Origin of the sequence: Cryobacterium sp. MP_M3 (assembly GCF_015752155.1) — a bacterium.
GTDB lineage: Bacteria > Actinomycetota > Actinomycetes > Actinomycetales > Microbacteriaceae > Cryobacterium.
This window is the reverse complement of sequence record NZ_JADOVI010000002.1, coordinates 1-18,476: the sequence shown is the minus strand read 5'-3', so window position 1 is coordinate 18,476 and position 18,476 is coordinate 1. Positions and strand designations below refer to the sequence as shown.

The 18,476-nt window shown below is 62.8% G+C and carries 18 protein-coding genes; 8 read left to right on the top strand and 10 right to left on the bottom strand.

Translation table 11 applies throughout. The features are described 5' to 3' along the window. The first annotated feature begins 14 nt into the window (after nucleotides 1–14). Nucleotides 15–905, top strand: a complete 891-nt coding sequence (locus tag IWX89_RS03240) for a LysR family transcriptional regulator (protein WP_196902157.1) — start codon at nucleotides 15–17, stop codon at nucleotides 903–905. Nucleotides 906–924: 19 nt separating this feature from the next. On the opposite strand, the gene IWX89_RS03235 is transcribed toward IWX89_RS03240, so the two are convergent. Next, nucleotides 925–1,332 (bottom strand): nuclear transport factor 2 family protein, encoded by a 408-nt coding sequence (locus IWX89_RS03235; RefSeq protein WP_196902156.1) that lies wholly within the window; start codon nucleotides 1,330–1,332, stop codon nucleotides 925–927. 115 nt (nucleotides 1,333–1,447) lie between these two features. Here IWX89_RS03235 and IWX89_RS03230 point away from each other — a divergent pair, with 115 nt between their 5' ends. Then, a complete protein-coding gene (locus IWX89_RS03230) occupies nucleotides 1,448–1,990 on the top strand; it encodes an NADPH-dependent FMN reductase (RefSeq protein WP_196902155.1) in 543 nt (180 codons plus the stop codon). 25 nt (nucleotides 1,991–2,015) lie between these two features. Here IWX89_RS03230 and IWX89_RS03225 read toward each other — a convergent pair whose 3' ends face one another. Genes IWX89_RS03225 through IWX89_RS03215 form a run of 3 tightly spaced genes read right to left on the bottom strand, consistent with a single transcriptional unit; the run spans nucleotide 2,016 to nucleotide 4,005 of the window. Then, a complete protein-coding gene (locus IWX89_RS03225) occupies nucleotides 2,016–2,477 on the bottom strand; it encodes a nuclear transport factor 2 family protein (protein ID WP_196902154.1) in 462 nt (153 codons plus the stop codon). Next, a complete protein-coding gene (locus IWX89_RS03220) occupies nucleotides 2,474–3,421 on the bottom strand; it encodes a pyridoxamine 5'-phosphate oxidase family protein (RefSeq protein ID WP_196902153.1) in 948 nt (315 codons plus the stop codon). The genes IWX89_RS03225 and IWX89_RS03220 overlap by 4 nt, the downstream gene beginning before the upstream one ends. A gap of 32 nt (nucleotides 3,422–3,453) precedes the next feature. Continuing rightward, nucleotides 3,454–4,005 (bottom strand): carboxymuconolactone decarboxylase family protein, encoded by a 552-nt coding sequence (locus IWX89_RS03215; protein WP_196902152.1) that lies wholly within the window; start codon nucleotides 4,003–4,005, stop codon nucleotides 3,454–3,456. A gap of 109 nt (nucleotides 4,006–4,114) precedes the next feature. Here IWX89_RS03215 and IWX89_RS03210 point away from each other — a divergent pair, with 109 nt between their 5' ends. After that, nucleotides 4,115–4,732 (top strand): ABATE domain-containing protein, encoded by a 618-nt coding sequence (locus tag IWX89_RS03210; protein ID WP_196902151.1) that lies wholly within the window; start codon nucleotides 4,115–4,117, stop codon nucleotides 4,730–4,732. 922 nt (nucleotides 4,733–5,654) lie between these two features. On the opposite strand, the gene IWX89_RS18950 is transcribed toward IWX89_RS03210, so the two are convergent. From IWX89_RS18950 to IWX89_RS03180, 6 genes are all read right to left on the bottom strand, one after another. Then, complete coding sequence (locus IWX89_RS18950; protein WP_307836382.1) at nucleotides 5,655–6,020, bottom strand: ANTAR domain-containing protein; 366 nt, start codon at nucleotides 6,018–6,020, stop codon at nucleotides 5,655–5,657. 601 nt (nucleotides 6,021–6,621) lie between these two features. After that, on the bottom strand, nucleotides 6,622–8,043 hold the full coding sequence (locus tag IWX89_RS03200; protein WP_196902150.1) for an ADP-ribosylglycohydrolase family protein: 1,422 nt from the start codon (nucleotides 8,041–8,043) through the stop codon (nucleotides 6,622–6,624). A gap of 54 nt (nucleotides 8,044–8,097) precedes the next feature. Beyond that, entirely contained in the window at nucleotides 8,098–8,952 is an 855-nt protein-coding gene (locus IWX89_RS03195; protein ID WP_196902149.1) for a carbohydrate ABC transporter permease, read from the bottom strand. Continuing rightward, the gene (locus tag IWX89_RS03190; protein WP_196902148.1) at nucleotides 8,949–9,914 is read right to left on the bottom strand and encodes a carbohydrate ABC transporter permease; all 966 of its coding nucleotides are present in this window, start codon (nucleotides 9,912–9,914) and stop codon (nucleotides 8,949–8,951) included. The genes IWX89_RS03195 and IWX89_RS03190 overlap by 4 nt, the downstream gene beginning before the upstream one ends. A gap of 1 nt (nucleotide 9,915) precedes the next feature. Next, nucleotides 9,916–11,166 (bottom strand): ABC transporter substrate-binding protein, encoded by a 1,251-nt coding sequence (locus tag IWX89_RS03185; protein ID WP_196902147.1) that lies wholly within the window; start codon nucleotides 11,164–11,166, stop codon nucleotides 9,916–9,918. A 100-nt stretch (nucleotides 11,167–11,266) separates the two neighbouring features. Next, nucleotides 11,267–13,396, bottom strand: coding sequence for a beta-galactosidase (locus tag IWX89_RS03180; RefSeq protein ID WP_196902146.1), 2,130 nt, complete (start codon nucleotides 13,394–13,396; stop codon nucleotides 11,267–11,269). A 92-nt stretch (nucleotides 13,397–13,488) separates the two neighbouring features. Here IWX89_RS03180 and IWX89_RS03175 point away from each other — a divergent pair, with 92 nt between their 5' ends. The 5 genes from IWX89_RS03175 (at nucleotide 13,489) to IWX89_RS19065 (ending at nucleotide 18,173) form a co-directional block, all read left to right on the top strand. Beyond that, nucleotides 13,489–14,523: a LacI family DNA-binding transcriptional regulator gene (locus tag IWX89_RS03175; RefSeq protein ID WP_196902145.1), complete on the top strand. Its 1,035-nt coding sequence runs from the start codon at nucleotides 13,489–13,491 to the stop codon at nucleotides 14,521–14,523. Between the two features lie 65 nt (nucleotides 14,524–14,588). After that, nucleotides 14,589–15,509 carry an ROK family protein gene (locus tag IWX89_RS03170; RefSeq protein WP_196902144.1) on the top strand — a complete coding sequence of 307 codons (921 nt, stop codon included), beginning with the start codon at nucleotides 14,589–14,591 and terminating at the stop codon, nucleotides 15,507–15,509. A gap of 4 nt (nucleotides 15,510–15,513) precedes the next feature. Next, entirely contained in the window at nucleotides 15,514–17,298 is a 1,785-nt protein-coding gene (locus IWX89_RS03165; RefSeq protein ID WP_196902143.1) for a class I mannose-6-phosphate isomerase, read from the top strand. Between the two features lie 98 nt (nucleotides 17,299–17,396). Next, on the top strand, nucleotides 17,397–17,579 hold the full coding sequence (locus tag IWX89_RS19070; protein WP_196902142.1) for an alcohol dehydrogenase catalytic domain-containing protein: 183 nt from the start codon (nucleotides 17,397–17,399) through the stop codon (nucleotides 17,577–17,579). A 138-nt stretch (nucleotides 17,580–17,717) separates the two neighbouring features. Beyond that, the gene (locus IWX89_RS19065) at nucleotides 17,718–18,173 is read left to right on the top strand and encodes a zinc-binding dehydrogenase (protein ID WP_374220479.1); all 456 of its coding nucleotides are present in this window, start codon (nucleotides 17,718–17,720) and stop codon (nucleotides 18,171–18,173) included. The last annotated feature ends 303 nt before the right edge of the window (nucleotides 18,174–18,476 follow it).

Genomic DNA, 18,476 nt, shown 5'->3' with positions numbered 1-18,476 from the left:
GAGATGATTGACGGATGGACCTCCGCCAGCTCGAATTCTTCAGCGCCGTCGCCGCCGAACTGAACTTCACTCGCGCCGCCGACCGGCTCACCATCGCCCAGTCCGCCGTGTCGGCCGGGGTGAGGTCGCTCGAGAGCGAACTCGGCGTCGAGCTCTTCGACCGCAGCCGCCGGCAGATCCGGCTCACCTCCACGGGCGACCTGCTCCTGCCCAAGGTGCGGGAGGCGCTCGACGCCGTGAACGAGGTGCGCGACGCCGCCCAGCAGACCACGCACGCCATCACGGGGTCGATCGTGATCGGGCTGATGACCTCGGTCACCCTGGTCGACGTCCCCGGGCTGCTCGGCCTGTTCCGCACCGGGCATCCGGGTGTCGGCGTGCGCCTGCGTGCCGCCCGGCGCGGGTCGGCCGGGCTGGTCGACGACCTGGCCTCCGGCGAGCTCGACCTGGCCTTCCTCGCCCTGAGCGGACCGGTGCCGGGGGCGCTGATCTCCCGGCCGATCGCGTCGTCGCCGATGGTGCTGGTCGTGCCGGATAGCCACCGGTTCGTCTCCGCCGGCCCGGTCGAACTCGACGGTCTCGCCCAGGAGGAGTTCATCGACCTCCCGCCCGGCTATGCCAGCCGCGGGATCGTCGACGACGCATTCACCGTGGCCGGCGTCGAACGGAGGGTGATGATCGAGGTTTCGGACATCGGCACCGCCGCCGAGTATGTCGCCAACGGCCTCGGCGTCGCCCTGCTGCCGCAGTTCGCCGCGCGCGACGCCCACGGCGTGCGGCGGCTCCCGGTCGCGAACGTGCCGGAGTTCACCGTCTACCTGGCGGCGTCCCGCAGCAGGCGGGTCTCGGCGGCGGTGCGCGCCTTCGTCGACCTCGCCCTCCCTGGCAAGGACACAGCAGGCTGACGCCGCCCGGTTGTTCGTGCTAATGGTGGCTGAGGTGGGCGTTGTCCTTCCAAATGCCGTCACCGGGCATGTCGAGCCGGTCGGTCAGTGACGTGCGCCACTGTGGGGTGTCGGTCGGCTCGCCCCAGTAGTCGGTGACCCGCACGGCCGTGCCGTCCTCGAGCTCGCCGATTGTCACGTTACGGAAGAGTCGTCCGTCGCCGTAGTTGCACGTCCATTCGACCACCACGACATCGGGGAGGCGCAGGCGTCTCCCGACTTCGAGCGTGAGCTCGGGAAAGTTGCCCTCGACACTCCCGATGAGCTCGCGGGTACGCACGATCTCGCCCATCTGCGGCCATTGGCGCACCACGTCCTCGGCCAGGGGCACACCGAGGATGTAGGCCAGACGGGTCGAGCCGTTGGACTGGTGTTGGTTCGCGTTCATTGTGATCATGTTCCTTCTGTCGGTGGTTCACGGAGAGGGTCGCCCGTCGCGGGGGACTCTGTACGATTGGCTCGACCTGGTTCCTCCACCTCTTGTCAAAACGGGACGCATCATCATGAGACTCCTGCTCGTTTCAGGCAGTACACGGCAATCATCGACCAACAACGCCGCGTTGGCTACCGTGCGCGAACTGGCTCCCGCCGGCTCTGCGGCGATCGTCTATCAGGGTCTGTCGGCACTACCCGCCTTCAACCCTGATGACGACCGCGACCCCGTTCCCGCCACGGTAGCGGAGCTGCGGGAACAGATCATTGCTGCGGATGCGGTCGTATTCAGCACGCCCGAATACGCCGGCACCTTGCCCGGCAGCTTCAAGAACCTCCTGGACTGGACCGTCGGCAGCGAGGTGGTCTCCGGGAAGCCCGTTGCGTGGATCAACGCGGCTGCCCCCGGGCGCGGCCACGGTGCCATTGCCACTTTGGAGTCGGTCCTCGGCTACGTCGATGCACAGATTCTCGACCGGGCCTGCATCGACCTCCCGATCACCCGCGACATGGTTGACTCCGGCACGATCAGAACGCAGCCGGAGCGCGACGCACTGGCCCGCTGGTGGACCACGATGCTCGATCAGGAGCAGCGGAACAGCACGGACGCGTAGCGGCCACCGCCGGTGACCAGGGCCATCACCACACCGGAAAGTCGACGCCGAGTTCGGACTGTGGACGGGACCCGAAAATGCGTCGTTCGGCCGCGGTGATCTCGTGGTCGTTGATGGATGCCTCGCGACGGCTCATGGGCCCGCTGGACTCGAACTCCCAGAGTTCGTTGCCGTAGCTGCGCCACCACTTGCCGTGATCGTCGTGCCATTCGTACTGGAACCGGACGGCGATCCGGTTTTCGCGGAAGCCCCACAGCCCCTTGCGGAGTGCGTAGTCGTGCTCGCGTTGCCATTTCGCGGTGAGGAACTCGATGATGGCCGGCCGACCGACGACGTGCACGTCGCGGTTGCGCCAGATTGAGTCCGGCGTATAGGCGAGGGCGACCCTCTCGGGGTCGCGGCTGTTCCAGCCGTCCTCGGCTGCCTGCACCTTCTGCAGGGCCGAGGCCAGATCGAATGGTGGGAACGGGGGGCGGGTTTCGGTCATCGGACTCTCCTCGTCAATCGGTCAGCGCGGGGTTGCGCGGAGGGGGGTTGAGCGGTCTCCCGTGCCGGGAGCAGCGGCCCGGCCACGAGGCGTTGCAGGGTGAATCGTGCGATTCGGCCGGTGTGTCCGTCGTCTCCAGGGCGGCCGGGTTCGCCCCATTCGATCTCGGTCGTGCCGGACAGGTGGAGCGTCTGCCCCGTGGTGAAGTCGAAGAACAACAGTGCTGCTTCGGAGTTCACGGCGAGGTTGCCGAGGCTGTTGAAGAGATTGTTGCCCGTGTAATCGGGCCACCACAGTCCGTGTCCGTCTGCGCGGACGACCCCGGCCGGGCCGCCGCGGTGGGATGCATCCGTTCCCCGTCCGGGGTGCGCGGTGCCGAGGAAGAACGTGTCGGCAGCCTGGACCAGCGCGATGTCTTGCGGCTCGAGCGTGCTGCCGTACCGGACCTGATCAAGGCCGCCCCGGTCGAGGTCGACGGGCGCGAGAATGCATTGCTGGATGTACTGCGGGCAGTTGCCAAAGGCCTGCTCGACCTCGACGAGGAGAAGGTCACCGTCACTCACGGTGAGGATGCCGTTGAGGCGCACCCGGCGCCGGGTGGCGAATTCGACCGCTGTCATCCCGATCTTCTGGCCTACGGGCAGCCCGTGGAGCGGATCTCCTGCGGGGATCACGGCATGGACCGCGAGGATGGTGTCGGACAGCACCTCCAGGAACCCGGGAGGGCCGACCAGCGGGGACGTCCAGAGACGCCCCGCGGCGTCCCTCCCGGAGATGACGACGAACGTCCGGTCGCTGAGGAATCCGGCGATGCCGCCGGTCAGCGTGACGGGCTCGAGCATCCGGGACAGACGGGCCGCGTCCTTCTCCACCCCGGCCTTGCGCTGCACTGCCCGCTCGCCGGCGTGGAAGCCCACGTCGGCGAGCTGCTCAGGGCCAGCCATCGGCATCATCTCCGTGAGGGTCGCGTCGCGGCTTACAGCCCGACGACGGGCCAGTCGTTTTCCACATCGGCGAGGACGTTGAAATAGTTGGTGAGGATGTTCAGCGCGAGGTTGGCGACCAGCTCACCGATCTCCTGGTCGGTGACCCCCGCGGCCCGTGCAGCGGCGATCGCCTGGTCTTCGACGGCGCCGGCATTCTCGGCGATGGTGTTGGAGAGCTTCAGCAGTGCGGCGACATGCGGGTCACTCGACTCGGCGCGACGCGCGGCGTCGAGCTCGGCGGCATCCACCTTGGCGATGTTGCCGCCGATGTAGGTGTGGGCGGAGAGGCAGTACTCGCAACCGTTCAACTGCGCGGTGGAGATCGCCAGGCGCTCGCGCACCGCCGCGGGGAGGCTGCCGGATCCGACTGCAGCGGACAAAGCGAGGTATCCCTTCAGCAGCGCGGGGCTGTTGGCCATGACCTTCGTCATGTTGGGAACGAGACCCAGTCCCTTCTGCACCTGGTCGAGCAGGTCCTTGGCGAGGCCTGTGGCCGTCTCGGGCTGGACGGGAGCGATGGTAGCGGCAGTGGTGGCGATCATGATTGTTCTCTCTTAGGTTCTAATGCATGAATTGAACTTCTTCCGTTAGAAGTTCTACCATGAATGTTCTAACGGATGCAACTCTTTTCTTCCGTGATAGATTGTGTCCATGGAGAATGAACGACCGGAGCACGAGTGGGTGCTCGCCGACGAGCCGGTCCCCGTGCGGCTGATGGCGACGATCTGGGCAGACACGGACGGCCTGCATGACGACTTCGCGGCGCCATCGGACCTGGACGCGTGGCTGGACGCCGTCGGCGTCGACCGTTCGGGGGTCGCCGCAACGGTAGCGGAGTTCCTGAGCGCACGGGACCTGCGCGACGCGGTGCGCCGACTGGCGGCCCACATCACGGGCGATCAGCGTCCCGCCGCCGCGTCGGCCATTGCCGGCGTGGAGGAGGCGGTTCGTATCGTGAACGCCGCCGCCGGCAAGCGTCCGATTCCACGATTACGCCTCGATGGCGCAGTCCTGGAACTCTCCGCCGATTCTCCGGCCTCTCCGGTGGACGCCTGCCTGGCCGAAATCGCCGGCGACGCCCAACACCAGTTGGGCGAGAACGGTGCCCGGCTGCGGGCTTGTCACGCGCCAGGGTGCGTGCTGTACTTCGCGAAAACACACCCCCGCCGGGAATGGTGCTCTGTCGCCTGCGGCAACCGCGCCCGTGCGGCGCGGCACTACCGGTCAGTGCGGTCCGCGCGCGGCATACAGAGGTCCACGGCCGAGTGAATCGGGCCGTTGCGCTTCGGCGTCAGGCGGAATCGCGCGCCGTTGGTACCGGCGATCTCGTGTCACTCGTCGCCTGACACCAGATGTGATCAGGCATTCCTGTGCCCCCACTGGGACTCGAACCCTAGATCCGCCCCAGCCATGGCCTCACACAAGGCCAACTTCCGCGTAATTTCAACGTTTTTCGGTCACTCGGGAACTTGAAGAATCACAGTGATTTCTGGCAAGTGTGGGCAAAATGTGGGCACGGTAGCAATGCCGCTGTGATGTGTGATGCATCGGGACAGGGGTGACAATTCTCTATCAGGACATCGGTAACACTTCCTGTATCAGGACATCGGTGACAGTTTGATGGTTTTCGGTCGCCGTCCGCGCGGTCTGCCGGAGCTGACGTAGGCGGTGCCGGGCTCGGGCCAGCTGAATTCCAGGATCTCGGTGCCTTCGTCGTCGAAGACGAGGAGGTGGTCGGTGGTCTCGACGAGTTAGAGGGTCTGGCCGGCGAGGGCGCGGCTGATGTGGAATCGGGTTTGGCGGACTTGGACGATGCCGTTCCGCGCGACCATGATGCAGCAGATTCCGTCCGAGCCGATCGGTCGATGTTGGTTCCTCTGCCTGGGCGGTCTTCTTGCCCGAAGTCGGAGCCTGGCAAGTCGTATGTATACGTGTCGGGAATTGGTTAGAGGTGCGGGTTGATTCGGTCTGGGTAGACCATGGTGAGTTGATCGAGGGCTTGCTTTCAGTTCGTGGTGACTTGGCCTTCGACTAGGTGTCCTTCGACGGTGCGTTTCTCGGTGCTTCGGCGGCCTCGTTACGTCAAACGGTCTCGGGCCCGCTTGTCCTCGATAATGCAGATCACGAGTACGAGTCCATATCTTGACGTGCACGAACTGTGCGCCGGCCGGCAATCTTCGAGCCGGAGGCCTCAGATCACCAGGGTTTGCTCAACGAGGCCTTGGGCCACTCGCGAGAGCAGCAAGCGGTTGGTTCGGGCGTACGTCCTGAGCAGCGTGAACGCTTCCTCCATGGAGATGCCGCGAGAGTGCGCGAGCACGCCTTTGGCCTGTTCGATCACTACCCGGGACGTCAGTGCGTTGGTGAGCTGTTCGCGGACGGACATGCTTTCTCGGAGAGTGCGTTCCTGAAGGATTCCAATCGTCGCCACGTCGGCCAGGGCCTGCGCGGCTCGAACGTCCTGGGGCGGTAGTGCGCCGGGAAGGTTGGACAGCAGGTTGAGTGCGCCGCGATACGACCGCGCCGGTCGTGAAGGATTCCACACAGGGTCCCGCACGGGCACTCAATTGCATGATCTCGACAAGCCTGCTCGCCTCGCTTGTCGAGGCGAGCACCTCCAACTCGCCGTCGTCATCCGCCAAGAGGATGCCCACCGCTGCAATGTCGAAGAGATCCGCGCAACTCTCGACCAGCGTCTGTAGACGATCGACCACGTCGCAATCGGCTACGAGAGTGTCAGCGAGGGTCGCGAAGGTGTCGATCAAGCGATCTTCGCGAGTGCTGTCAATCATGGGACCCTTCGATCTGCTTTTCGTGAAGGCATCCGCGGCGGGAATGCCCAGCTGCGCCAGGACCATGCCCGTGGCTTGATGAATCTCCCGGCGAGAGAACGCTCTCCGGGTGGCCGTGTCCGCCTCACCCACAAGGTCACTCTCGGACAGTCTGAGAGCTCGAGAGAGGACCATCCGGCTCACGACGGTTGTGAGGACCTCTATGTGCCGAATATCTTGCTCACCGAGTTGATAGGGCTGATTCGTGTACAAGTCGATCGCCCCGATGCGTAATTCGGGTCTGATGCAGGTGTCGCCAGCTCCTGCATCAGGCCCGACAGTCGACGTGGGCTCCCGATGTCGGCCTTGTCGACATACCGAGCTGGGTTATTGCACCCACTGCTTCCAAGTGGGGTGTGGCCCGCCGCTGTTCGCGATGTCCACAGACCGCGACGCACATTCTGAGATCGCGATGGGATGGTAGCCCGCCACTTGCGATTTCAAAGTGTCATTCAGAGGATCGGCCCAGGCGGCAGGGATCGAAGACGCTCCGTTCAACGCACCGACGATCGAACCGACCGTAGCGCCATTACAATCGGTATCCCACCCCGCCATCACCGCAAACGTAGTCGCGGTATGGAAGTCTCCGCCGCTGACCAGCAGGGCTGCAACGACGACGCACGCGTTGTTAATGGTGTGGGTGGCGTGGTAGGAGCCGAACGCTTCATAGAGCTCCGCAATAATCTGTTCGAAATCGTCGAAAGAATTGCCGTGGGCAGCACAGATGTCTATCGTCTCTCGTACCGCCGCAAACAGGCGCGAAGTTGCGGGTATCTCCCCCAAGCCCGCCTCGACAATTCTGTGTACGTCTCGGGTGATGAAGGCCTCAGCGATCATGGCGGCACAGAGCATTGCCCCGTATACGCCGTTTTTGACGTGGCTGATGCGCGCATCACGGAACGCGAGCTCAGCGGCAAGTTCCGGCCTGCCTGGTGCTGCGTACCCGTAGGCGTCGACCCGGATTTGTGCGCCTATCCACTCCCGGTAGGGATTCATCGTGGTAGCCACTGACTCCCAGTCGATGACAGAGTCGTCTTCGGGCTCGAAGGCGGGGTCTTGGTATCGGACAGCGTCGTAATGGCCTACAAGGTTTCGGTAGGCCTGCGTTTCGGCGGTGCAGACCCAGTTGTATGGAAGGCGGTCCAGCCACGTTCGTGCGACGTCGGCGGAGGTGAAATCGATGCCGTAGCGACCAAGGATCAGTTGCCCCAGTACGGTGTACCGGATGTCGTCGTCGGATTCCATATACGCGATGTGCTCGCGGGTGGACGCAGGGCACCAAATTTCACCAGTTTGTTCCGCGGCTGGGGAGTGTTCGGGGATGTACCCGCGGATGGGCCACTCCTCGGCGGAGATGGCCGTCAAGTAGTTTCGCTGCCTGATCCAGGATGGGTCGGAATGTGGCAGCATGAAGGCTTCGACCGGTTTCCCGAGCGCGCATCCGATTGCTCGTCCGAGCCAGGCCCCGTGCATGGCGTCCTTCAGATCGGTGGGCCGATCGTCAGGTTGGTGCTGCGGGCGCTCCCTCAACGCACGAATCCCGTCAAGGGAGTTTGGTTCAGTGAAAGGAAAATCGCGTCGTAGCGGGAGGCGGACGAGTCGCTCATGAAGGTCCTGTGCTTCGGCAGCGGTGATGGTGTCGGCGAGTTTGTCCGCTACTTCGGCGACGGCCGCAGGATCTTTGCCCTCTTCGACACTTTGCCGAAGTTCCTCATTCAGGAGCTCTCTTGAGTTTGCCCAGCCAGCCATGATTCTTCCTTTTCCTACGTTCGTTGTGAGCTGATTGTTTTTGTGTGGGGACGGTTAGCCGCGCACGGCTCCCGACGCGACGCCGTCCATGATGTATCGCTGCAGAACCACGTAGAGGATCAGCACTGGCACGGCGACCATGGTGCTGTACGCAAGCGATGCTCCCCAGTCTGTGGCGAAATTGCCGCGGAATGCGGCCAAGCCAATCGGAAGAGTTTGCAGCGACGGATCGGTAGCAAATATCAGTGCTACGAAGAACTCATTCCAGACGGCGACAACTCCGAGGATGATGCTTGTGGCGATCGCCGGTTTGGCAATTGGGATGACAATCCTCGAGAGCACTCCAAACCGCCCGAGCCCATCCACAAACGCGGCTTCCTCAATCTCCTCCGGCAACGAGGCGAAGAATGCAGCAAAAATGACGACGGTCAAAGGCAGTTGCGTGGCAGTGTCCACCAGGATGATGGGCCAAAGGGTGCCGGTGAGTCCCAGTTGCTGCATCTGGACGAAGAGGGTAACCAGGGCACTCTGCGCGGGCAGAAACAGTCCGAACGCGAAGATAGCGGTCACCGCCCCGCCGACCCATCGGGGCCTGATTCTCGCGGCGACATACCCTGCGCATGCTCCAGCGATCGTCGCAATCCCGACACTGCCGACCGTCACCAGGATACTGTTCAACGCTTTGGCCGGGATCCCTCCGAGCTCCCAGGCCCTCACGTAGTTGTCGAGGCTGGGAGCTGCGGGCAGAGCAATCGGGCTGGTGAAAATCTCTCCCTGCGTCTTCAGCGATGTGATGACCATGAGCGCCAGCGGTCCGATGATGGCCACCAACGCGACCGCCAGCACCAAAGCGCGCAGTCCCGAACTCGCAGCCTTCCGGCGAGGATACCCAGACGTAGTGATGGTCATTTGTTGCTCCTTGAGGCGAGTGCCCGTTGACCGATCACGATCACAACGGTCAACAGCGTGAGGATCACCGACTGGGTGACGGAGTATCCATAGTTGGAATTGCTGAACGCAGTGCGATAGATCAGTGTGGCGGCGGTGTCGGTGGCGCCGGCCGGGCCACCCCCGGTGAGCAGGAAGACTTGGTCGAATAGTTTGAGGTTGCCCGCCAGCGAGATCGTCACGGCCACCGTGGTAGACGGTGCAATGAGAGGCCACGTGATTGAGCGGAAGCGGCGCCAGCCGGTAGCTCCGTCGAGGTCGGCGGCTTCGTACACTTCCAGCGGCACATTTTTCAGACCGGCGAGGTAAATGACCATGATGTATCCGGCGTACTGCCAGATCACCACTCCGCTCACGGCCCAGATTGCACTGGACGCGTTGCCGAGTACGTCGGCAAGGGGCCCGGTTGTCGCTCCTAGTCCTTGCGCAATGAGGGGCGTAACGCCTACTAGCGGGTTGTAGACGAACCCCCAGATGAGGGCGATCACTGCGGTGCTGAGCAGGGCGGGGGTAAAGAAGGCCGCCCGCATCAGAGATGTTCCGCGACGGGCTTTATTGAGAAGCAACGCGAGCCCTAAGCCGGCGGAGACTTGTCCCACGAGGATGATGGCTGCGAAAGCCAGGGTGGTGAGCAGGGCCTGCCCGTATTGACGGTCGCTGAACAGCCGTTGATAGTTCGTCAGGCCAGCAAAGACGGGTTCGTTGATTCCGTCCCATCGGGTGAATGAGTAGATGAATGATGCGAGGACCGGCCAGACGAGAAAGGCCATATAGATCGCCAGGCCGGGCAGCGCGAGCAGAAGAAAGGTCCATTCGAACCGGGATCTGCGCGGGACCGCACCCCCACCCTCTCGAGTGAGGGTGCGGTCCGCCGGCCCGGCAGACTGGCTGCTATTCACAGCCGTATCGGTCGGGCTAGTCATGTCAGTATCCAGTCAAGTTGTCGGAATCCTGCAACGCCTGGAACTTGTCCAACGCAGCCGCCGGCGTGAGCGTTCCAGCCAAGATCTCTCCGATGACTGCCGGTCCTTCTCCGTTGACGCTCGGGCCGACGTTCGGCGGGAACGCTACGGAGTCCGGGAACAATGCATCCCAGCCGCCCTGGAATTCGGAATAGGGCGCGTCGATCCCAGCAACGGTGGACTTGATGCCCTGGCGCTCCTGGAACGTGTTAGCAAACGCGGGAGTGGTCAACCATTCCAGAAGCTGCTGCGCCTCTTTCGGGTGCTTGCTCCAGCTGGTTGCACCGACAATGTTGTCCGACAGCGAGGAAGCCACGGCTGTGGGCTGGTTCGCGTCATTGATCGGCAGAGCGAACGCGCCAGGAGTGAATCCGGCCGGCGTGAGTCCGCCGATCCCCCAGCTTCCCATGACCCACATTGCCGCCTTACCTGCACCGAACGCTGCTTGCGCGTCCGTGTACTTGAGGCTCTGCGCGCCTGTGATGAAATCGCCACTCTTGACGAGATCCTGGAAGCGTTCGAACTGGGTCAGCATCATGGGGTTATCGGCCCAGGTCGCGTCGCCGGTCTTCAACTGCTCCATGAAATCCGGGTTCTCGTTGGCGAATGTCGCGATCGCGTTGTGGTAGTAGTACTGGTTTGTCCAGCTGTCACCCGCACTGGCCACAAGAGGAGCGACACCATTTCCCTTTTCTCGGATGGTTGTTGCGGCAGCGGTGAACTCGTCCCAGTTCTTCGGGACGCTGATTCCGAGTTTGTCGAAGAGGTCCTTGTTGTAGTAGACCCCGACGACGTACGAGCTCATAGAGAAGCCGTAGGACTTACCGTCGAAGATTCCGTTTTGGATGGCGCCTTTGCTGACGTTCCCTAGGTACTTAGCACCCGTGATGTCTGCGAACGTTCCTGCTTCGGCGTACTTGTTGAACTCGGAGCCGCCGCGCAAGTTGATGAGGTCGAGATCGGTCTTGGCCGACACACGCGACTGCAGCACACTCGGAAATTGGTCAGAAGCGACCCGTTCGGCGACTACCTTGATGCCGGTATCTTCGGTGAAAGAATCAAAGACCTTATCGGTGGTTTTGTCGAAACCAAAGGTGAAAACGTGAAGGGTGACTTCCTCATCGCCGCCTCCCCCGCTTCCAGCGCAACCCGTGAGGGCTAGTGCGACTGCGAGGGCACCTGCGCCCAGCCTTGCCGCGTTCTTTTTGTTCATGTTTGGATCTCCTTTGATACAGGGTGTTGTGGGCCTTGCTGTTGACCGAACCGAAAGCGACTGTGGCAATCGGATCGGGAACTACTGGATGAGCCGATCGTCATCGCGGTGAGGGTGTGACCTCACGTGTCGGTCGGCCTTGCACCAGTAGGACTATGCCGTCCACGGCAGGCAGCCGTAGGACGCGGGACAACGGCACCGTGTAGGTGTCGCCCGTCCAGAGATCGATGTATGTCCCGGGCTCGATCGACACCGCGACCGGTTCACCCCGGCGCCGGGATACTTCGGGGGCGAAGATGCCGTGCGCGACGCCCATCGTGCCGTGCACCGAGAGCACTGTCGTCGCTGGACTGAGGGGGCGGACATCCCGCTCGATGCGATCGGAGGCGAGCGCGAACACGGCCGAGGCAACCTGCCTCGGAGAACCGGCCTCAAGCATGCTGGTGGCAATCGACGCCGACGAATACAGCAAACGACCCGCGCCCCACGGCCGCTCCCACACGACGGGGAGAGAGTCTTTCGCGTACACGAGCGACTCAACTGGAGACCACTCGGCCGAATCAAACGCAACGTCGGCTCGTACTCCGGTGACCGTCCCCAGATCCTGGCCATTTGAACGCACCCCGAATCCGACCCCGCCGACCACGGAACTGCTGAGTCCGAGGCTTCGAATTCCGACCTGCTCGGCGTAGTGACCCGGCCACGGGCGGTGCAGGAGAATGTCGGTGTCGAACTCACCGGTCGTCCCGTCGATGAGCACTGTGGCGCCGTTTCGGGCCGCGTTCAGGAGCTCCTCCACGGCTGATTGCTCCCAGGCGATCATATCGAGTGCAACGACCAGCTCTACAGAGGACGGAAGTGAGGCACCTAACGGTGCGAGGCCGGCGCGGACCCCGAGGCGGTTGAGCTCCACAACAGCGAGGGCCGATCCGTGGATGGCCGCTGTTGCACGTTTGCTCCATGGGGTGTCGCTGTTCTGGGCCACGGCCAGCTGAACGGCTTGCGATCGTTCCGATGTCAGCACGCGGGCCTGATTCGGGGATCTCTCCCACTTGCCAACGCGGTCATCGAGAAGCCCGAGTACATCGCGAACATGCGAGATCGCCTCCGTCCGTTCGTTCAAGGAGTCGTCATCGTTGAGCAGTCCCCACTCGCCCGCTTCGAAGTCAGGACGGCGGGTATTGAAGCACCAGCCAGTGACCGACTCAGCTCCGGCCAGCAGAGGGGCCAGGTAGCTGCTCGCGATCTCTGCACGGCCAACGCCAAGCGGGTTGATGCCAGCATAGAAGGTGTTGCCGGTCTGAACTTCGGTGACCTCGGTCGTGTGAGGACCCGGAATGTTTTGGAGCAGGCTCACGCCCGCGACGACGAGCGACGTGTGATCATCCACGGCGGCAAAGTCTGCGAAGGACCAGGGTGCGTGAAAGCTTGCGCCGAGCACTCCTACAGTGGAGGCGAGGCGCTCCAAGCGGTAGCCATACTCGGCATGGTTATTGAGGGTCTGGTTCGGATTGACGCACAGTTCGGTACTGGGGTCGTGGCGCCTGACGATGGTCGCGATCCGGGTCAGTTCATCCTCAAGCAGTTGTGCGCGGAGATCGAAGTCATCGAGGATGGGCCGCCACGAGCGCCAGTGGCTGGAAGAATGAGCCGGATGCGCGATCGCCTGCGCAAACGGGACCTCCTCGAAGCTGGTGTAACCCGTTCGCCAACGGAGGTTGAGAGCCGAGACGTTGCCGTCGTAAGCGGTTTCAAGTACTGCTACCCACGCCTCGCGCGCTGCGTGCGACCGAGCGTTCTCCCCCAGATCAAGTGCGTAGCTCGGCTCGTTCCACAGAATCCATTGCCCCAGGGCGGGGTGGCCGGCGTAGCGGGCGACGCACGCGCTGATGTAGGCCTCCTGGGCGTCAAGCCAGGAGGAGTCGAGTGTCACGGTGTGGGAATGAAGAACGGAGGGCGTGCCGAGCCACCATGGCCCCGAGTTCGCCGTCAGGGTTGCTTTGATCGTGATGCCGTGACGGGCCGCTGCATCGAAAACCGAATCCCACAGCGCGAAATCCCACTGCTCGGCCGACTCGCCCTGAATCCATGGCCACATGAGAAAAATACGAACTTGTCCGAAGCCGACTTCGGCGGCTCGCGCAAGGAGCTCATCGACTCGTTGAGGCGAGTCGTCGCGTTCGCTCCACAGCTGAATACCAATTCGCGAGTCCACTCTGACGGGGTTCATGTTGATGATGGTATCGATACCAACACGTACTGTCAATCACAAAGCGGTATCGTTATCAGCGGACATCGCAACGGCGGGACGAGGAGCGACCGATGGGCACGCAAGGTCAGAACGATTCCTCCCGACAGCCGACCGTTAAAGAAGTCGCACTCCTCGCCGGGGTGAGCCCGATGACCGTCTCCAGGACTTTGAACGGCGGCAAGAGCGTTCGCCTCGAAGTTCAGCAACGCGTTATCGATGCGGTTCAGATGCTCGGGTACCAGCGCAACGAGAACGCGCGAAGCATCCGGCCCGGCCAGCCCAGCGGACTTGTTGGTGTCGCGATCACGAACATTGCGAACCCGTACTACGGCAACTTTGCTCTCGGAGTCGAGGACATCGCCTCGCAACGGGGTAGACGCATCATCCTCGGAACGACGGGGGAAGACTCGGCGCGCGAGCGGCAGTTGATTGCTGACTTCATCGGCCGTCAAGTAGAGGGTCTCATCCTTGTTCCTAGCGGCGGTCGGTCGGACCACTTGCAACCCAATCGCCTCCGCGGAACACCGTTAGTGCTCGCTTCTCGCATGGCCGCTGGCGTCGACGTTGACGCCGTCATTGTCGACGATATCGGTGGAGCGCTACGGGGAACGCAGGCGTTGCTGGACGTTGGCCATACGCGGATCGGATACCTCGGCAATGATGCATCAACCTTCACCGGCATGCGCCGCTTCCAGGGATTTCGACAGGCGCTCGTGGCTGCGGGCCTCGCGGCCGATCCGCGGCACGTGCGTCTCGGGCAAAACGATATCAGCGAAGCCGCCCTGGCGGCAACGGATGTCCTCATGAGCCCGGATGCGCCGACGGCGCTTTTCGCCGCGAACAACCGCAACGCCGTCGGTGCCCTAAAGGCCATCGGAGAGCTCCTGGCCCATGGACGGCCCCTCGAGACTATGCCGGCGCTCGTGAGCTTCGACAGCTTCGAGCTCTCCGAACTCATGCCTGTTCCCGTTGTCGTCGTCGATCACGATGCCCGCGAGTTGGGACGTCAGGCTGCGACGATGCTATTCCGCAGGCTCGACGGCGATCCCGACGCACCCGCAGTGGTCGTGGAGATGCCAACTGTCGTACGCAATTCGCGCCGCTAGCTTTCCTCGGCGATTCTCCTCCTTGAACTCTTCATGATATCGTTACCAATAATCAAGGGAGGATCGTGCAGCAGCTCTGCATAGACCTAGGGGGCTCTGCCGCCAAAATCGGCGTTGTCCAGTCGGGCGCGGTGATCTCGTCGCGATTGTTGACAGTCGACGACACTTTCACGCTCACCACGCTCGAAGACGCCTTGGATTCGTTCATCGCGTCGCTCGACACCCGCGCGCGGTTCACCTCCGTCGGCATCGCTGTACCCGGAGTTGTGAACCGATCCCGCGGCGCCCTACTGTCAGCGCACGGCAAGTACGCCCAGATCCAGAACGTGAACCTTACCGACTGGGCCGCGAAACGTTTCGGGGTGCCGGCATTCATCGAGAACGATGCCCGTGCCGCGTTGCTTGGAGAGATCCGCTACGGCGTCGCGATGAATCAACACGACGCTGTGCTCATGGTGCTCGGCACCGGCATCGGCACGGCGGCCTGCATCTCTGACACACTCCTCCGCGGCGCCCGTGATCACGCTGGGATACTCGGAGGCCACATGACCGTTGCGGTCGACGGTCCCGTCTGCCCATGCGGAAACGTCGGCTGTGCCGAAGCCCTCGCGAGCACCTGGGCGCTCAGGCGGGCATGGGACGCTCAGCCAGGGGAAGCCGAAACCCGACCTGAGGACATTGAGCGGTTGGTCTCAGCCGCACAGCGAGGCAACTCACATGCGAACCGAGTGCTCGACGGATTCATCGCTATTTGGGGAGCAACCCTGGTGTCGCTCTGCCACGCGTACGACCCTTCCGTGGCGATCATCAGTGGCGGGGTCATGAAAGCGAAAGATCTCCTTCTGCCTCGCCTCACCCAATACGTGCGCGAACACCTCTGGAGTTCGTCGTATCGCCCTCCAATTCTGGTCCCCGACCACCCACAGCTCTCGGTGATGCGCGGCCTCGCAAGCCTCGAGAGTTTGCCGCCGAAGGAAAGGAAGTAAAGTCGTGACCTCACTCGAGACACGCAGTAGTAGCTATGTCACCAGCCCGGCAATTTCGCTCCCCGGCGGCAGCCGCATTCTCACCGGGTCGCAGATCTGGGTGTCCCTGGCCCGCATAGCAAACCAGCGCTCAACCGCCCAACCGATGATTGTGATTGACGCGTACCCCGGAGTCGAGACACGCGAAATTGCCGAGTCGGCCCAGCAACACCTTCCCGGCTGGAATGTGATCGACGTCGAAGAGGCAGCCCTTTCCGCGACGGCGATCGACGCCATGATCGCCCGCAATCTCACTGACGACCGAGTCTTCGGCGTGATGAGCCACTTCGAACTGGCAGAGTTCTACGATCAGGAAGCGCTTGAACGAATCGCCACCACCGTGGCCTCCACCACGACACCGACGATAGTCATCGGATGGGGGGCCGCTCTGGTCCCTGCCGACCGTGCCGTTGTAGTCCTCGCCGACCTTGCACGGTGGGAAATCCAGAAGCGCCAGCGAGCGGGCGCGGGCAACTGGCGCACGAACAACGGCGCGGAAGACATCCTGAAAAAGTACAAGCGCGGGTACTTCGTCGAATGGCGCACCGCGGATCGCCACAAACGGGACCTGTTTGATCGCCTCGACTACCTCCTCGACACCAACCGCGGCATCTCCGAGAGCGCCATGATCGACGGCGATTCCTTCCGCACCGCGATGTCAGACGCTTCGAGCCGACCGTTCCGTGTGGTTCCATTTTTCGATCCGGGCGTGTGGGGGGGCCAGTGGATGAAGTCGCGCCTCGGGCTAGACCCCACTCCGGACAACTACGCCTGGTGCTTCGACTGCGTCCCGGAAGAGAACTCGTTGCTGCTAGAGGCAGACGGCATGGTAATCGAGGTTCCGGCGATGGACCTCGTGCTCATGAAACCCCGGGAACTGCTCGGGGAGAAGACGTTTGCCAGGTTCGGCGCCGAGTTCCCCATTCGGTTCGACTTCCTCGACACGATGGGCGGAGGAAATCTCTCCCTCCAGGTGCACCCGCTTACCGACTACATCAACGACAAGTTCGGGATGTCCTACACCCAGGACGAGAGCTACTACTTGCTCGACTGTGAGGACGACGCCGTGGTCTACCTAGGCCTAAAGACGGGCACTGACCCGTCGGCCCTTATGACGTCGCTGCGCACGGCGGCCACTGGACTGGCTCCCTTCAAGGCGGATGAGTTCATCAACGCCATCCCGGCAAAAAAGCACGATCATTTCAGTATCCCAGCCGGAACCGTGCACTGTTCAGGCGCCAACTCGATGGTCCTGGAGATCTCCGCCACCCCTTACATCTTCACGTTCAAACTGTGGGATTGGGGGCGGCTTGGCCTCGACGGCATTCCCCGGCCGATCCATCTCGATCACGGCATCGCAAACATCCAGTGGAATCGAGACACCAAGTGGGTGCAGAACAACCTTCTTGGACAAGTCGAGGTGCTGGGACAGACCGGCGACACCCGCGAGGAGCGAACCGGCTTACACGAACTGGAGTTCATCGAAACCCGGCGTCACTGGTTCACGGGCACGGTGCACCATGACACGGAGGGGACGGTCAACGTGTTGAACCTAGTCGAGGGTGATGAGGTGGAGGTGTTCAGTCCTACCGAAGCCTTCGAGCCTTACACGATCCATTACGCCGAGACATTCATCGTGCCGGCGAGTGTAGGGGCATACGGTATCCGCCCAACAGCTGGCGCGGCGAGCACACAATTCGCGACCCTGAAAGCGTATGTTCGCGACACCACGACGACGGTGACGCGATGAGCTCGACCATGATGGCTAGCGTGTTCATGAGCGAGGTGCCTTGGAAGTGAGGGAGGTGCCCTCCCCGAGGTGCTAATCAAGATCGAGGCGATAGGAATATGCGGGTCCGACGTTCACTAGTTCCGCGAAGGTCGCAAAGGGGACTTTGTGGTCGACGCCCCGCTGATCCTCGGTCACGAAGCCTCGGTCACGAAGCCTCGGGCACCGTAGTCGAGGTTGGATCAAGCGGCCCGCGGGCGCGAATAGGAGAACGCGCCGCGATCGAACCACAATGCGCCTGACGTCGATTCGACCAGTGTGAGCGCGGGCGATACAACCTCTGTCCGGCAATAGAGTTCTATGCCACTCCTCCTATTGACGGCGCATTCGCCGAGTTCCGGAGCATTCAGGCCGACTACGCATTCACCATTCCCGACCACATGTCATTTGAGGCTGCCGCGCTTTGCGAGCCCCTTTCGATTGGTATCTGGAGCAATCAAAAGGCCGCGACTGCACCCGGGACCCGCATCCATATTGCGGGCCGGCCCGATCGGAATCGTCTGCGCTCAAGTCGCGCGATCGTTCGGCGCCTCCGAAATTATCGTGAGCGATGTCGCAGAAGATCGACGCAGGTCGCATCACAGTTCGGTGCCACTCACGTGATCGACCCGATTGCCGAGGACGTCTCCAGTCTCGCACTCGACGTCGACGCCTTCATTGACGCGAGTGGGGCCTCCGCCGCAGTGCAGCCAGGGATGAAAGCTGTTCGCCTCGCCGGACGAGTTGTGCTTGTTGGAATGGGCACCGCGGACTTCACGCTACCCGTTTCGCGCATCCAAGCTACGGAACCTCAACTCACCGGCGCCTTCCGCTACGCGAACGAGCTAGCGTCCTAGGGCCCATTGCTCGACGCGCTACTGAGTTCACATTTCGACCTCGAACACGTCGAAGACGCGCTCAACGCTGCGAGGTTCGCCCGCTCGTGGACCCGTCGACGAGCCCGTTCTGATCGCTCCAAGCGACGAGCCGACCGCGTCCGCCATGCGGGAGGGCGCGGTCGCTGCCGCGCTGGCGCAGGCCCACCGCTCCTGGGCCTTCGTGCTGTGTTAGCGGCCATGCCAAACTGCCCATAGGCGGCCACGGAACTGCCCACTGGCGGTCAGTAGAACTGCCCGTTGGTGGCCATGAGATCTGCCCAC

What these genes read in the sequence shown, in the direction of transcription:
- IWX89_RS03230 (WP_196902155.1), top strand. Translation starts at nt 1,448, where the DNA reads ATGAGACTCCTGCTCGTTTCAGGCAGTACACGGCAATCATCGACCAAC.
- IWX89_RS03235 (WP_196902156.1), bottom strand. Translation starts at nt 1,332, where the DNA reads ATGAACGCGAACCAACACCAGTCCAACGGCTCGACCCGTCTGGCCTAC.
- IWX89_RS03180 (WP_196902146.1), bottom strand. Translation starts at nt 13,396, where the DNA reads ATGAACCCCGTCAGAGTGGACTCGCGAATTGGTATTCAGCTGTGGAGC.
- IWX89_RS19065 (WP_374220479.1), top strand. Translation starts at nt 17,718, where the DNA reads ATGTCATTTGAGGCTGCCGCGCTTTGCGAGCCCCTTTCGATTGGTATC.
- IWX89_RS03225 (WP_196902154.1), bottom strand. Translation starts at nt 2,477, where the DNA reads ATGACCGAAACCCGCCCCCCGTTCCCACCATTCGATCTGGCCTCGGCC.
- IWX89_RS03195 (WP_196902149.1), bottom strand. Translation starts at nt 8,952, where the DNA reads ATGACCATCACTACGTCTGGGTATCCTCGCCGGAAGGCTGCGAGTTCG.
- IWX89_RS03220 (WP_196902153.1), bottom strand. Translation starts at nt 3,421, where the DNA reads ATGGCTGGCCCTGAGCAGCTCGCCGACGTGGGCTTCCACGCCGGCGAG.
- IWX89_RS03210 (WP_196902151.1), top strand. Translation starts at nt 4,115, where the DNA reads ATGGAGAATGAACGACCGGAGCACGAGTGGGTGCTCGCCGACGAGCCG.
- IWX89_RS03190 (WP_196902148.1), bottom strand. Translation starts at nt 9,914, where the DNA reads ATGACTAGCCCGACCGATACGGCTGTGAATAGCAGCCAGTCTGCCGGG.
- IWX89_RS19070 (WP_196902142.1), top strand. Translation starts at nt 17,397, where the DNA reads ATGCGGGTCCGACGTTCACTAGTTCCGCGAAGGTCGCAAAGGGGACTT.
- IWX89_RS03185 (WP_196902147.1), bottom strand. Translation starts at nt 11,166, where the DNA reads ATGAACAAAAAGAACGCGGCAAGGCTGGGCGCAGGTGCCCTCGCAGTC.
- IWX89_RS03175 (WP_196902145.1), top strand. Translation starts at nt 13,489, where the DNA reads ATGGGCACGCAAGGTCAGAACGATTCCTCCCGACAGCCGACCGTTAAA.
- IWX89_RS03240 (WP_196902157.1), top strand. Translation starts at nt 15, where the DNA reads ATGGACCTCCGCCAGCTCGAATTCTTCAGCGCCGTCGCCGCCGAACTG.
- IWX89_RS03215 (WP_196902152.1), bottom strand. Translation starts at nt 4,005, where the DNA reads ATGATCGCCACCACTGCCGCTACCATCGCTCCCGTCCAGCCCGAGACG.
- IWX89_RS03200 (WP_196902150.1), bottom strand. Translation starts at nt 8,043, where the DNA reads ATGGCTGGCTGGGCAAACTCAAGAGAGCTCCTGAATGAGGAACTTCGG.